Source organism: Sedimentitalea nanhaiensis DSM 24252 (assembly GCF_000473225.1).
GTDB classification, from domain to species: domain Bacteria; phylum Pseudomonadota; class Alphaproteobacteria; order Rhodobacterales; family Rhodobacteraceae; genus Sedimentitalea; species Sedimentitalea nanhaiensis.
Genome location: NZ_KI421509.1, coordinates 2496927 through 2510939, shown reverse-complemented (window position 1 = coordinate 2510939; position 14013 = coordinate 2496927). Strand labels below are relative to the sequence as shown.

17 protein-coding genes are annotated in these 14013 nt (G+C 57.6%); 9 read left to right on the top strand and 8 right to left on the bottom strand.

Features of this window, described 5'->3' with window-relative positions:
• Positions 1-40 precede the first annotated feature (40 nt).
• The 4 genes from trxA to NANH_RS0114135 all read left to right on the top strand — a co-directional run bounded on the left by trxA (position 41) and on the right by NANH_RS0114135 (position 2780).
• Positions 41-361 (top strand): thioredoxin, encoded by a 321-nt coding sequence (trxA, locus tag NANH_RS0114150; protein ID WP_027262631.1) that lies wholly within the window; start codon positions 41-43, stop codon positions 359-361.
• A gap of 123 nt (positions 362-484) precedes the next feature.
• Positions 485-1042, top strand: a complete 558-nt coding sequence (hslV, locus tag NANH_RS0114145) for an ATP-dependent protease subunit HslV (RefSeq protein ID WP_027262630.1) — start codon at positions 485-487, stop codon at positions 1040-1042.
• Positions 1039-2346: an ATP-dependent protease ATPase subunit HslU gene (gene hslU / locus NANH_RS0114140; protein WP_027262629.1), complete on the top strand. Its 1308-nt coding sequence runs from the start codon at positions 1039-1041 to the stop codon at positions 2344-2346. Before hslV ends, hslU begins: the two co-directional genes overlap by 4 nt.
• A gap of 221 nt (positions 2347-2567) precedes the next feature.
• On the top strand, positions 2568-2780 hold the full coding sequence (locus NANH_RS0114135) for a hypothetical protein (protein WP_027262628.1): 213 nt from the start codon (positions 2568-2570) through the stop codon (positions 2778-2780).
• Between the two features lie 220 nt (positions 2781-3000).
• Here NANH_RS0114135 and NANH_RS0114130 read toward each other — a convergent pair whose 3' ends face one another.
• On the bottom strand, positions 3001-4026 hold the full coding sequence (locus NANH_RS0114130; protein WP_027260448.1) for an IS110 family RNA-guided transposase: 1026 nt from the start codon (positions 4024-4026) through the stop codon (positions 3001-3003).
• Between the two features lie 383 nt (positions 4027-4409).
• Between NANH_RS0114130 and NANH_RS0114120 the strand changes: the two genes are divergently transcribed.
• A complete protein-coding gene (locus NANH_RS0114120) occupies positions 4410-5417 on the top strand; it encodes an IS5 family transposase (protein WP_027260401.1) in 1008 nt (335 codons plus the stop codon).
• Positions 5418-5630: 213 nt separating this feature from the next.
• Here NANH_RS0114120 and NANH_RS0114110 read toward each other — a convergent pair whose 3' ends face one another.
• From NANH_RS0114110 to NANH_RS0114100, 3 genes are read right to left on the bottom strand one after another with little or no spacing between them, the layout of a single operon-like run.
• Positions 5631-6173, bottom strand: a complete 543-nt coding sequence (locus NANH_RS0114110) for a Smr/MutS family protein (RefSeq protein WP_027262627.1) — start codon at positions 6171-6173, stop codon at positions 5631-5633.
• Positions 6173-7213, bottom strand: a complete 1041-nt coding sequence (gene mltA / locus NANH_RS0114105; RefSeq protein WP_027262626.1) for a murein transglycosylase A — start codon at positions 7211-7213, stop codon at positions 6173-6175. Before mltA ends, NANH_RS0114110 begins: the two co-directional genes overlap by 1 nt.
• Positions 7210-7866, bottom strand: coding sequence for a Tim44/TimA family putative adaptor protein (locus NANH_RS0114100; protein WP_027262625.1), 657 nt, complete (start codon positions 7864-7866; stop codon positions 7210-7212). The genes mltA and NANH_RS0114100 overlap by 4 nt, the downstream gene beginning before the upstream one ends.
• A 107-nt stretch (positions 7867-7973) precedes the next feature.
• Between NANH_RS0114100 and NANH_RS0114095 the strand changes: the two genes are divergently transcribed.
• Together NANH_RS0114095 and secB are read left to right on the top strand one after the other, a co-directional pair.
• Complete coding sequence (locus tag NANH_RS0114095; RefSeq protein ID WP_027262624.1) at positions 7974-8459, top strand: FxsA family protein; 486 nt, start codon at positions 7974-7976, stop codon at positions 8457-8459.
• 54 nt (positions 8460-8513) lie between these two features.
• Entirely contained in the window at positions 8514-9017 is a 504-nt protein-coding gene (gene secB, locus NANH_RS0114090; protein ID WP_027262623.1) for a protein-export chaperone SecB, read from the top strand.
• Between the two features lie 22 nt (positions 9018-9039).
• Here the strand turns inward: secB and dnaQ are convergent, their stop codons facing one another.
• Genes dnaQ through NANH_RS0114070 form a run of 4 tightly spaced genes read right to left on the bottom strand, consistent with a single transcriptional unit; the run spans position 9040 to position 11735 of the window.
• A complete protein-coding gene (gene dnaQ, locus NANH_RS0114085) occupies positions 9040-9723 on the bottom strand; it encodes a DNA polymerase III subunit epsilon (protein ID WP_027262622.1) in 684 nt (227 codons plus the stop codon).
• Positions 9716-10309: a dephospho-CoA kinase gene (coaE, locus tag NANH_RS0114080; protein ID WP_027262621.1), complete on the bottom strand. Its 594-nt coding sequence runs from the start codon at positions 10307-10309 to the stop codon at positions 9716-9718. The genes dnaQ and coaE overlap by 8 nt, the downstream gene beginning before the upstream one ends.
• The gene (locus tag NANH_RS0114075; RefSeq protein WP_027262620.1) at positions 10306-11139 is read right to left on the bottom strand and encodes a shikimate dehydrogenase; all 834 of its coding nucleotides are present in this window, start codon (positions 11137-11139) and stop codon (positions 10306-10308) included. Before NANH_RS0114075 ends, coaE begins: the two co-directional genes overlap by 4 nt.
• On the bottom strand, positions 11136-11735 hold the full coding sequence (locus tag NANH_RS0114070) for a Maf family protein (protein ID WP_027262619.1): 600 nt from the start codon (positions 11733-11735) through the stop codon (positions 11136-11138). Before NANH_RS0114070 ends, NANH_RS0114075 begins: the two co-directional genes overlap by 4 nt.
• A 406-nt stretch (positions 11736-12141) precedes the next feature.
• On the opposite strand from NANH_RS0114070, the gene NANH_RS0114065 reads away from it, so the two are divergent.
• Positions 12142-12591: a CopD family protein gene (locus NANH_RS0114065; RefSeq protein WP_027262618.1), complete on the top strand. Its 450-nt coding sequence runs from the start codon at positions 12142-12144 to the stop codon at positions 12589-12591.
• 126 nt (positions 12592-12717) lie between these two features.
• Positions 12718-13989 carry a transcription termination factor Rho gene (gene rho, locus NANH_RS0114060; RefSeq protein WP_027262617.1) on the top strand — a complete coding sequence of 424 codons (1272 nt, stop codon included), beginning with the start codon at positions 12718-12720 and terminating at the stop codon, positions 13987-13989.
• Positions 13990-14013: the final 24 nt, after the last annotated feature.

Below are 14013 nucleotides of genomic sequence, written 5' to 3'. Positions count from 1 at the left end.
TTTCCTCTTCCGACACAGATATTCATTCAGGAGCCAGAATATGTCCACCGTTGCCGTCACGGACGCCACCTTTGACGCCGAAGTCAAGAATTCCAAAGTCCCCGTCGTGGTGGATTTCTGGGCCGAATGGTGCGGGCCCTGCAAACAGATCGGCCCGGCTCTGGAAGAGCTGGCCGCTGAATATGGCGACAAGATCAAGATCGCCAAGGTCGATGTCGACAGCAACCCGAACTCCGCTGCTGCAATGGGCGTTCGCGGGATCCCTGCGCTGTTCATCTTCAAGGACGGCCAGGTCGTGTCCAACATGGCAGGCGCCAAACCCAAGGCGGCATTGCAAAGCTGGATTGACGACTCGATCTGAGCCAACTCGTTACAGACAAAACAGGGGCGCCCCGTCACGGGCGCCCTTTTTGCGTGACTGGGGCGGTCCTCTTGTGCCTTTGGCAGTCCGGCTCCATATAGGCAGCCAACGACAGGAGGCAGCATGAGCAACGAGTCATTTCCGGGCTGGCACGGCACCACAATCATCGGTGTCAAAAAGAACGACGAGGTCGTGATTGCAGGCGACGGGCAGGTGTCGCTGGGACAGACCGTGATCAAGGGCACCGCGCGCAAGGTGCGGCGCCTGTCGCCGGGCGGGTTCGGCATCGTGGCTGGATTTGCCGGATCGACCGCCGATGCGTTCACCCTGCTCGAGCGGCTAGAAGCGAAACTGGAAGCGACCCCCGGACAGCTGGCGCGGGCCAGTGTCGAGCTTGCCAAGGACTGGCGCACGGACAAATACCTGCAAAAGCTCGAGGCGATGCTGATCGTATCGGATGGCAAGGACATCTTTGTCATCACCGGAGCCGGCGACGTACTGGAGCCTGAACATGACGTAGCGGCGATCGGATCGGGTGGAAACTATGCGCTCGCCGCCGCGCGCGGCATGATGGACAGTGATCGCACAGCGGAACAGATCGCACGTGACGCCATGGCCATCGCCGCCGATATCTGCGTTTACACCAACGGCAACCTGACCGTGGAGAAGATTTCAAAATGACCGACCTGACCCCCCGCGAAATCGTCAGCGAACTGGACCGGTTCATCATCGGGCAGAAGGACGCCAAACGTGCTGTTGCCGTCGCTCTGCGTAACCGCTGGCGACGCAAACAACTGCCTGACGATCTGCGCGACGAGGTCTATCCCAAGAATATCCTGATGATCGGGCCAACTGGCGTCGGCAAGACAGAGATCAGCCGCCGGTTGGCGAAACTGGCCCGCGCGCCCTTTATCAAAGTCGAAGCCACCAAGTTCACCGAAGTCGGATATGTCGGCCGCGACGTGGAACAGATCGTGCGCGATCTGGTGGACAGCGCCATTGCCCAGACCCGCGATCACATGCGCGACGAGGTCAAGGCCAAGGCCCACAAGGCCGCAGAGGAACGGGTGATCAGCGCCATCGCCGGGGAAGATGCCCGTGAAGGCACGCGCGACATGTTCCGCAAAAAGCTGAAATCCGGCGAGCTGGACGGCACAGAGATCGAACTGGATCTGGCCGACACGTCGAACCCGATGCCGAGCTTTGAAATTCCCGGTCAGCCTGGCGGCAGCATGGGAATGATGAACCTGGGCGACATTTTCGGAAAGGCGTTTGGGGGCCGCACGGTACGCCGAAAGATGACCGTGTCCGAGAGCTATGAAATTCTGATCGGCGAAGAGGCAGACAAGCTGCTGGACGACGAGACCGTAATCCGCTCTGCGCTTGAATCCGTGGAACAGAACGGTATCGTTTTTCTGGACGAAATCGACAAGGTCTGCGCCCGCAGCGATGCACGCGGCGGCGACGTCAGTCGCGAAGGCGTGCAGCGCGATCTGCTGCCGCTGATCGAAGGCACCACCGTCAGCACCAAGCATGGCCCCGTCAAGACCGACCATATCCTGTTCATCGCCTCGGGCGCGTTTCATATCGCCAAACCCAGCGATCTGCTGCCGGAATTGCAGGGCCGCCTGCCGATCCGCGTCGAGCTGCGGGCGCTGACCGAAGACGATTTTGTCCGCATCCTGACCGAAACCGACAACGCGCTGACCCTGCAATACACCGCCCTGATGGGCACAGAACAGGTCGAGGTCGGCTTTACCGAAAACGGGATCGCCGCGCTGGCCAAAATTGCCGCTGATGTGAACCACTCGATCGAGAATATCGGTGCGCGACGGCTTTATACAGTCATTGAACGGGTGTTTGAGGAACTGTCTTTTACTGCGCCGGACCGCGCGGGCGACAAAATCGTCGTGGATGCCGCGTTTGTAGAGGCAAATCTGGGCGAACTGACCCGTTCCACCGATCTGAGCCAATATGTCCTGTAACAACGCGCTGACGGTCCTGAACCGGCAGTGATATCCAAGCTTCGGGGTCTGCCCCATCGGCAACCATCCCGGGCGCACGCCCTGGGTCCCGTGGTGCTGATCGGTTTGGCGCTGGCCTGTATTGCGATGGCGCTCAGTCCGGTTGCCCGGGCCTTGCCAGTGGTCATATTTGCCCTGCGCCTGTTCGGACGAGGGATGGCAGTCACATTGCAGTTGTGGCCATGGCACGCTGGTTCGTGGTTACGCGGGGAAGTGCGTTGCCGATTGTGACGCTCGGATTTACTGTCGGCGAGGCCCGTCTGCCAGTTGCCTTCGTTGCGGCGATGGCGGCGATGGCGGTGATGGATTGGCACCTGTTGTGGCTGGTCGCCGCCATGATCTGCATGTCAGGCGTGCCATGTTTGGATGCCCCCTTCAATGCAAGGATTCTCTGACTTTCTGAGCGTGTGATCGGGTGCGGTCATGTTTCAGGCCTCTCTGGTGCGGCCATGACATGCCGCGGGCCGGTATGGTGATGCGCGGATCGGAGGCCTCATCAAAATTCCGAGCTCGAGCTCGTTGCACGCCACAGGCTTCCCCGTTCCGGATCTAGTCGATCATTTGCCCATACAGATCGTCGTCCTCCTCACATCGCCGACACTCCGGCAGTCTTGGTCAGCAAACCGCGCCAGCCGGATCTCGGTATTCTTCATTTCGAACAAGCATGGCCCAGACCATTCGAGCCATCTTGTTGGCCAGGGCGATGGCGACCAGCATTCGTGGTTTACGAGCCAGCATTCGAGAAAGCCACGAACCTGGCCGACCTCCATCTCGGCCCCGCCAATGCACGACGGACATGGCGCCCACGATCAGCAAGCGCCTGATGTCGCGCTGGCCCATCTTCGACGTGCGGCCAAGTTTCTGCTTTCCGCCGCTTGAGTGCTGCCGGGGAACAAGACCGAGCCAGGCCGAGAAATCGCGAGCCCGGCGGAACTCGCGCAAGTCGGGCGCGAAGGTTGTGATCGCCATGGCGCAAATCGGTCCAACCCCCGGCATCGTCTGAAGCTTGCGCGCGACATCGCTTTCCTTCGCCGCAGCCGCAATGCGGGTGTTCAGATTGTCGATTTCGGCGCTTAGTCCGGCGATCCGGTCGAGGTAGAGCCGCGCCATGTCTCTGACAAGGCCTGGAAGGCTTTTATCTTCTTCGATGCGCACGGCGAGGTGATGGACATTGCCGATACCTTTTCCCAGAACGATACCATGTTCGGCAAGGTGCCCCCGGAGTGCATTCACCAACTGGGTGCGCTGTCCGACAAGCAGATCGCGGGTGCGGAAGAGCATTGCCTGCGCTTGCTGTTCGGCAGTTTTCACCGTGACACCGCGCATCGTCGGGCGCTGCGCGGCCTCGGCGATAGCCTCGGCATCAGCCGCATCGTTCTTTTGGCGTTTTACGAAGGGCTTCACATAGATTGGCGGAATAAGCCGAACCTCATGGCCGTGCCGTGTCAGTTCCCGGCCCCAGTAATGTGCGGTCCCGCAGGCCTCCATTGCCACGACGCACTGCGGCAAACCCGCCATAAACTTCAGAAACTGCGGCCGTGATAACTTCTTGCGAAACAGGACCCTCCCATCCGCCGCAGCTCCGTGAACCTGGAAGACCTGTTTTGCCAGATCAACGCCAACGATGCTAACCTCATCCATGGATGCCTCCTCTTTCTATGGTGACTTCAACATCACCATCTTGGCACATTGCGATGCCGTCGGGTGGGGGCATCCACTCCATCAATATTGACGCTTTTGCTGCGCCGCGGACGTACGCCGCAAAGCATGGCACAGGAATTCTCCAGCCTTGGGATGACCGGTGGCGCGAACTCGGCTTTGCACAATGCATTTCTGGGCTGAATTTACGGCAACGCCCACATCGGCGCGATCGAGGCCATGGCTGCGACAGTGAAGGTTCCGGGCTCGGCCATCGGGCCGGGTATCGCCGGTGTGATGATCGGCAATAGACCTCTGCATGATGAGAGGATTCCCATGGTTTGTTTCGTTTGGTATGGTTTTGGAGAAGTTTCCGGGGGATTTTGATGGATCTGTTCTTGCGAGAAGCGACGGATCGGATCGGGGCAGAAGATGCTCTGGCCAAGATTGATGCGTTGATGGATTGGCGGTCGTTTTCACCCATCCTCAAGCGTGGTCTTGGGCGATCCGGGTTCGGCCCACGAGGGTATGATGCACTGGTCCTGTTCAAGTGCCTGTTGATTGGTCAATGGCACGGTCTTAGCGACCCGAAGCTGGAACGCGCACTGAAGGTTCGTCTGGATTTCATGATCTTTTGCGGGCCTGATCTGCATGCTGCAGTACCGGATGAGACGACCCATTGCCGCTTTCGCAACGCTTTGGTGAAGGGCGGTGTTTATGACGACCTTCTGGCCGAAGTCTGCCGCCAGATCGAAGATCACGGGCTGAAACTCAAGGAGGCTGAGGCCGCGATTATCGACGCGACTTTGGTAGAAAGCGCAGCGCGGCCCCGTACGCATATAGACGCCCCTGAAGATCGTGCCGAGGGCGAGGCATCGGATGATCCGCAGATGCATTTCAGCGCCGATCCCGATGCACGTTGGGTGAAGAAGGGCTCGAAAAGCACGCTTGGTTACAAAGCCTTCGCCCGCACCGACGAGGAAGGCTTTGTCGATCGTATTCACACCAAGCCCGCCAACTGCGCCGAAAGCCCGGAGTTTGGGCACATGATTGAAGGCGCAAAGGCCCAGCGTGTGCTTGCGGACAAGGCCTACGCATCCAGGGCCAACCGTGCCATCCTACGCGGCCAACACCGCGACGGGATCATGAGGAAGGCTGCTCGTAATCGCCCGCTGCGGGCCTCCGAAAAGCGCTTCAACAAAATGATCTCCAAACGCCGGTTTCGGGTGGAGCAATGTTTCGGAACCATGAAGCGCCTCTTTGGGCTGCACCGCGCCCGCTACTTTGGCGTCGACAAAACCCATGCCCAACTGGCGATGGCGGCGATCGGGCAAAACCTGCTCAAGGCTGCAAACAAGATCACCCTCAACCGGCAAACCCTCGCAATCGCATAACCGAACCCCTCAAACGCTCTGTGTCCGCTGAAAAATCAGCGGACCAAAACGAGTGAGCACAGTCCTGAAACCACAAAAAAATGACCCGTTACGCAGACGTCTTGGCAAAGGGCTGGGCCTGGAACGGCAGTTCATTGGGATATCGCTATATTTTCCAATCGCACCGCTGTTGATGCGGATCGGAAGCCGCCGGGCCCGCATCGATCTGGTGATTTAACGTGCGCGTCGCAGATAGACATAGAATGCGCCTTCGCCGCCGTGGCTGGCATGCGCCTCCTGCACCTGCAACACTGCCTGCGCCAGCGGTGCCATTGCCAGCCACAACGGTACATTGCGCCGCAGGATACCCCGCTGTGCCGGGGCTGGCCAGGTTTGAACATCCCGCTTACCCTTGCCTGTGATCACCAGAACCAACCGCCGCCCTTTGGCATGCGAAGACAGCACAAACCGCGTCAACGCCGGGTGGGCGCGATCCAGCGTCATGCCATGCAGATCGATCCGCGCCTCGGGAACCAGTTTGCCGCGTTTCATCCGGCCAAACGCCTTTTTGTCCATCTGAACCGCAGCGTCGGGCAGTCTGATTGTTATCGGTTTGGCCGGTGACGAGGCGGCACGGGGAATCGCTGCGCGGCGGGCCGTTGGTTTGGGCTTGGGCAATGGGCTCGCAGGGACGGCGTTTGGATGCAGTCGGTCCGCCTTTTCAACCACCTTGTACCAAAGGTCGATTTCCTCGGGGGTCAGCCGTCGCCGGGTCATCACACGCCATCCGGATTAAGGGCATAGGCCCGCTGTATGGGCAACAAGACCGCCATCCGGCCCGGATCGCGCAAGCGGCCAGCCGCCAAGCCGGCGTCATCGCCTGTTCCGAAAAACACATCAGCACGCTGAGCGCCCTTGATGGCCGAACCGGTGTCCTGAGCGATCATCAACCGCCGCATCGGGTCGGCCCCGTCTTTTTCCAGCCAAACGGGCACGCCTAACGGAACAAAGGCCGGATCCACCGCGACGCTGCGCATCGCGGTGACTGATCTGTTCATCGCGCCAAGAGGGCCCTGATCGGCGCTGACATTGTCCAATTCTCGAAAGAACACATAGGACGGGTTGTGAAACAGCAACGAACGGCCTTGCTCGGGGTTCTGGCGCACCCAGTTCTTGATAACTTGCGCGCTGACCTGATGTGCCTGGAATAACCCACGCCGGACCAGCTCAACTCCAACCGAGCGATAGGGATGCCCGTTGGCGCCGCCATATCCGACCCGTAGCACCCCGCCACCGGGCAGGCGGATACGGCCAGAGCCCTGTATTTGCAGAAAGAACAGTTCTACAGGGTCATCGACCCAAACAATTTCAAGACCCCGGTTCTCCATCACCCCACTGTTGAGAATATCCTCGCGCGACAGCCAGGGGCTAGCCTCGGCAGCCTCGGGCGGTCTCTTGTACAACGGAAAGCGGAATGCGCCGCCGGGATGGCGCGCACCCCGCAACTCGGGCTCGAAATACCCGGTGAACAGGGCAGGCTTGCCGTCCTCTATCAGAACCGGGCGAAAGAACAGTTCAAAGAATCGCCGGGCACCGGATGGGTCCTGAGACCGGGCTAGGGCGCACAGGGCCACCCAGTCCGGATCCTTTAAATCCGCACATGTGTTTAGGAACACAGACAGCGCGGCAGCATGGTCATCCCGATCCCAGCCGTCCAGATCGTCAAATCCCAGGATCTGATGGGTGGTATCTGCCGCCGCCGAACTGAGCATCGTGACCGCCCCCGCCAGAACCGCCGCGCGCAGCGCTGCAATCATGCGTCCGTGGCGACAAGAAGCCAGTTGGGGTCATCCGCACCCATGACACGGGCAAAGGTCCAGGTGTCCTTTTGCCGCTTGATCTGCGACGGACTGCCTTCGATGATATCGCCGCCTTTGTCGCGTACAACCGAGGTCAGTTCGCCGACGAACCGCATAGTGATCTCGGCGCGGTTGGTATCTTTGTCAAACCTGACATCCTGCAGCGAGGTTTCGCGCACACCGACAAATTCGGCCTCGATCTTCAGGCCCTGATCCTCGCGCGCTGACACCACATCGACAAAAGTCTCAAAAACGTCTTCGGCCAAGAAGGGCTGAATATCGTCCAGGTTGCCACGCTCAAAGCCCATCACGATCATCTCATAGGCTCCGCGCGCACCCTGCACGAACTGACCGACGGAAAATGACGGTTCGATCCGTTTCATCGCAGCCAGTTCCTGCGCCTGCGGGCTGTCCTCGGGTACGTGATCGGTAATGTCATGGTCAGGTCCGCCTTCGATCACCTCGAAACCCGGGCGCTCACTTTTTTGCGACGGCTTGGGAATCGGGGGCTTTTCGAATCCATCACGCGTACCCAGAACGCTTTTCAGGCGCAGGATCAGGAAGATGGCGATGCCTGCCAGCACCAAAAGCTGGATAATGGGCGAATTCATTTGGACCTCGTGGATGAGATGGGCTTTGTAAGCTGTGTCTATGGCCCTTATGTAGGTGCCGGGCGGGGTCAAGTCTACCGTCCGGCGCAAGAGAAAGGAAAGACGCAATGTACCTGTTCCTGGCGTTCCTCATGGTTCCGCTGATCGAAATCGCGCTGTTTATTCAGGTCGGCGATCTGATCGGGCTGTGGCCGACCCTTGCGATTGTAATTTTGACCGCCGTGCTGGGTACCTGGCTGGTGCGCACTCAGGGCAGGATCGCGATGGGTCAATTGCGGTCTTCCTTCTCGGAGTTGAACGATCCGACCGAACCTTTGGCGCACGGGGCGATGATCTTGCTGTCCGGGGCTTTACTTCTGACGCCGGGGTTTTTTACCGATGCTGTGGGCTTTGCGTTGCTGGCCCCGCCGGTACGCAACGCAATGTTCCACTATTTGCGAGCCCGCGTGGTGGTCCGCGACTTTCAGATGGGTCCACGCCCGGCACGCAGCCGCACGGCAGACGTGATCGATGGGGAGTTCGAAGAGGTGTCGCCCGAGACCGACCCGCGAGCAGGGCCATCGGGTTGGGTCGATCCGCCCAAGCGCCATTGAGATGAGCCCACCAAGCTGCTAAGCAGCGGCCAAATCTGAACGAGGAGAGATCGCATGTCGGAAAACGGCGCAGCAGGGGCAAATGGCAACGAGCAGCCCCCGCAAATCAAGATGAATATCCTGGGGCAGTTCGTGCGCGACCTGTCGTTTGAAAACGTGATGGCACAAAAAGGTGCCACGGGCGAAATTCAGCCCAATATCAATGTCCAGGTCAACCTGGACGCCAAAAAGCGCGCGGCCGAGCACCAGTTCGAAGTCTCTATCAAGCTGAATATCGATTCCAAATCCAAAGCCGACAACGATCAGCTGTTTCTGCTGGAAATCGAGTATTGCGGCGTTTTCCACGTCGAGGGCGTGCCGGAAGAACAACTGCATCCGTTCCTGATGATCGAATGCCCGCGCATGCTGTTTCCGTTCCTGCGCCGCATTGTCAGCGATGTAACGCGCGATGGCGGCTATCCGCCGTTAAACCTGGAAAATATCGATTTCGTCCAGATCTATCGTGCCGAGCTGGCACGTCGCCAAGGCGAACAAGGCGGTCAAACCGCCAACGCCTGATATCTGTGTGCGCCTGACCCGCTCAGGCGCGCCACAGGGCTTTTTCGCCCAGCTTTTCCACAAAAATCTCATGTGCCGTACGTTCGGCCTGTGTCAGACGGGGGGGCAAGGGGATTGATCGTAGTGCAGGGCGCCAGTTGTCATCGCTCACCTCCTCCGAGCCGGACGAGCCCGCCGACAGCGCAAAATCCGGTTGCCGCCCGCCGATCAATTCCAAATAGACCTCGGCCAGAATTTCCGAGTCCAACAACGCCCCATGCAAGGTCCGGGACGCGTTGTCGATATTGAACCGACGGCACAGCGCATCCAACGAGGCGGGCGAACCGGGAAACCGTTTGCGCGCAATGGCAAGTGTGTCGATTGCCTGTTCCCAGGGCAATTGAGGCAGCTTTATCCAACCCAGCTCGGCATTCAAGAATTTCATGTCAAAGGCCGCGTTGTGGATCACCAGTTTGGAATCCTTGACGAAATCCAGAAACGCCTGCCCAATCTCTGCGAATTTAGGCTTGTCGCGCAGGAAATCATCGCCCAAACCATGCACTTCAAATGCCTCTTGCGGCATTGAACGTTCCGGGTTGATGTATTGGTGATAGGTCCGCCCGGTGGCGACATGGTTCATCAGCTCTACGGCCCCGATCTCGACAATGCGATCCCCGGATTCCGGATCGAACCCGGTAGTTTCCGTATCCAGCACAATCTCACGCATCTGCCTGCCTCGCTCTGATCTGGTTTACGATATCCTGCACCTGCTCGCGCGCATGGTCTATGCTGTCTGTCACGATCACAAAATCAGAACGGGCGCGCTTTTCGGCATCGGGCATCTGTTTGCTTTTGATCAATTCAAACTGCTCACGGCTCATTGTGCCGCGTTCCAGCACACGGCGTCGCTGTATTTCGGGGGGGGCGGTCACACAGGCGACCGCATCCATTGCAGCGTCGCCTCCGGTTTCAAACAACAGGGGTATATCAAAGACCAGGATGTCTGCGGTGGCGCGTGCCTTGAACGCCGCACGGTCCTGCGCGACCAAAGGATGTACAATCGCCTCGATCTGGGCAAGGGCACCGCATGTTTCTGCAATGATCCGTTTCAATTCAGTACGATCCACCATCCCGTCCCGAACCGCTGTGGGAAAAGCTCGCTTCAATGGTTCAGCCGCCGCGCCGCCAGGGCCATACAGCCTATGCACCGCCGCATCCGCATCCCACAATTCACACCCAAGATCGACAAACATGCGTCCCGTGGTGCTTTTGCCCATGCCGATGGAACCGGTCAGCCCCAGGCTAAACCTCATCGCAGGGCGGCCTCGCGGGTAGCTTCATCGACAGTGGGGCGATGGCCAAACCAACGTTCAAAGGCCGGAACAGCCTGATGCAGAAGCATGCCCAACCCATCCACCGTAATGCAGCCTGCCTGTTCCGCAACCGTCAGAAGCCGGGTTCTGAGCGGCGAATACACCAGATCGGTCACCACGGTTCCTTTTTGCAACCCGTCCAGAGGCACGCGCAGGTCCGGCTGACCCGACATGCCCAACGAGGTGGTATTGACCACCAACGCGGCATCCTCCAACACATTGCCTGCCTGAACCCAGTCGACCACCCGCACCCTCTGTCCAAAATCGTCCCGCAGACGCTCGGCGCGCGCCCGTGTCCGGTTGGTCAGAATGATTTCGCGCACGCCTGCATCCGACAGCGCGGCAATCACCGCCCGGGCCGCGCCCCCGGCACCCAGCACCACAGCGGGTCCGGCCTGTGGATCCCAGGTCGGTGCGCCATTGCGCAAGTTTTCGAGGAATCCGTAACCGTCTGTATTATCGGCATGAATTGTACCGTCTTCACGGAAAACAAGTGTATTTGTGGCGCCAATCAGGGTTGCCCGGTCGGTGATCTTGTCCGCGATATCCATCGCGTCTTCCTTGTGGGGCACCGTCACGTTGACGCCCACGAACCCCATCAGGGGCAAGCTGCGGACCACCCGTTCCAAATTGTCACGGGTGACGTCCATGGGGATATAGAACCCCCGTATCCCGTAGGTGCCCAGCCAGTGGCGATGGAGCTGGGGTGACCGCGAATGCGCGATGGGCGATCCAATCACTCCAGCCAAAGGAATTCGCGTTTCGGTCATTGTTCAATTACCCCCCGCAGCGTCAGAAAATTCAGCAGTTCCAATAGGGGCATACCCAAAACATTAAAATAGTCGCCGTCAATAGAACTGAACAGACGCACACCCTCTTCTTCCAGCTTGTAAGCCCCGACGGTGTGACGGATACTATCCCAGTTCCGTTTAACATAATTCTCGAGATATGTATTGGTCGCTGCACGCATCCGCAGTCTGACCTGTCCCATGTGACGCCAGATCGGCTGACCGTCCTGACAGATCACAGCCGCTGATAGCAACATGTGTTTTTGTCCGCACATATCGGTCAACTGGCGCAGCGCTTCTTGGGGCGTAGCCGGTTTGGACAGCATTCTCCCAGAAAACTCCAACACCTGATCGCAGCCGATCACCATGGCGCCGGGGTGTTTATTGCTGATCTTGCGCCCCTTCATCTCGGCCAGGGCGTCAGCAATATCACGTGGCTTTGCCTGTTCCGCTATCAGCGCAGATTTTACCATCTCTTCATCAACACGCGGTACCTGCACTTCAAACGCAACCCCCGCATTCTGCAGCAACTGCGCACGAATGGTGGAGCCAGATGCAAGGATGACGGGGACAGACATGTGGAAAACCGCGTGTGCAAGTGATGGATCAATACGGGACGACTTGTAGGGGTTTTGCCCGTCCACGCAAGTCCCGGGATATCCGGGCATTTTCACCTGCCGCCATGGGTTTCATACAGCCGGGATAAGGACAACTCCAAACCCCGACATAATGAATTGAAAATCATGTTATTCCCGACTTATCCTCAGTCTTGTCAGGAATATTTTATACCTAACATATTGAATTATAGTATTTTTTATATTTAGACACCGGAAAAAAGGAATTTTTCCTAACAGTCCGACCTCTTGTGGAGAACCAGCGGCACAAGTGAATAATCCACTGTTTGGTGTGATGCCTACAAAACCATCTATCTATCTTCTTATATATTTTTTTATTAGTAAGACCCGGTACAGAACTGAGAACCCTATGACTGATTTCCTGATTACCCTCTATCCCTGGACCAAAGCCCTTCATATCATGTCGGTGATCACGTGGATGGCAGGGCTGTTTTACCTTCCACGGCTGTTTGTTCATCACGTGGAACAGACCGGAACGTCCAGTGAGATGGCAGCCGTGTTTGAGATGATGGAAGTCAAGCTGCTTCGGCTGATCATGAATCCTGCCTTTGTTGCCACCTGGCTGTTCGGGTTGTGCCTGGTTTTTACCCCCGGTATTGTCGACTGGTCCCAGATCTGGCCATGGACCAAAGCCATAGCGGTTTTGGTTATGTCCTGGTTTCATCATTGGCTGGGGTGGCGTCGCAGGGATCTGATGAACGGCACCAACACGTGGTCAGGGCGTCAGTTTCGCATGATGAACGAACTGCCAACGGTTCTGATGGTAGTCATTGTTCTGTCGGTGGTTATCCGCTTTTGAACAGCGTTTGACATCAGGCCTTACTTTGTCTAATAAACACGATATCTGCCCGTCCGGGCATGACTGTTTCCCACTCTATATTGCACGCACCCGGCGCCAATCGGCTGCAGACAGGCAGTTACAATTATGACCGTTGAAAAGTTAAATCTCTCTGATCTCAAGGCAAAAAGTCCAAAAGACTTGCTCTCGATGGCCGAGGAACTCGAGATCGAGAATGCCTCCACCATGCGCAAGGGCGACATGATGTTCCAGATTCTACGCGAGCGCGCAGATGAAGGATGGGAGGTTTCGGGCGACGGTGTGCTCGAAGTATTGCAGGACGGTTTCGGTTTCCTACGGTCGCCCGAAGCGAACTATTTGCCCGGTCCGGACGATATCTATGTTTCACCCGAAATGATCCGTCAGCACAGCTTGCGGACCGGCGATACGATCGATGGTGTCATGAAAGCGCCTGACGATAATGAGCGGTATTTTGCGCTGATCAATGTCACGCAGATCAATTTTGAGGAGCCGGAGAAGGCCAAGCACAAGATTGCCTTCGATAACCTGACGCCCCTGTATCCGGATGAACGTCTGAATATGGAAGTCCAGGATCCCACGATCAAGGATCGCACAGCCCGTATCATCGATCTGGTTGCACCGATTGGTAAAGGTCAGCGGTCGCTGATCGTAGCCCCGCCGAGAACCGGTAAGACGGTAATATTGCAGAACATCGCCAATTCGATCGAAAAGAACCATCCGGAATGCTACCTGATTGTTTTGCTGATCGATGAACGACCTGAGGAAGTTACCGACATGCAGAGGTCGGTTAAGGGTGAGGTGGTATCCTCGACCTTTGACGAACCTGCGACACGGCATGTGGCGGTTAGCGAAATGGTAATTGAAAAAGCCAAACGTTTGGTCGAACACAAACGAGATGTAGTAATTCTTCTGGATTCAATCACCAGACTTGGTAGGGCATTCAACACGGTTGTCCCTTCGTCAGGGAAAGTTCTTACGGGCGGCGTTGACGCCAATGCGTTGCAGCGCCCCAAGCGGTTCTTTGGCGCGGCGCGAAACATCGAAGAAGGTGGCTCGCTGACCATCATTGCTACGGCTTTGATCGACACCGGGAGCCGGATGGACGAAGTGATTTTCGAAGAATTCAAAGGGACCGGCAACTCTGAAATTGTTCTCGATCGCAAGATCGCGGACAAGCGGGTGTTCCCGGCGATTGACATCCTGAAGTCGGGTACACGAAAAGAGGATCTCCTGGTCGACAAGGTGGATCTTCAGAAGACTTTCGTGCTACGCCGGATCCTGAACCCGATGGGAACCACGGACGCCGTCGAGTTCTTGATTTCGAAGTTGAAGCAAACCAAATCAAACAGCGATTTCTTCGATTCTATGAATACCTGACACAGGTCCTGTCTGACGGGGTTT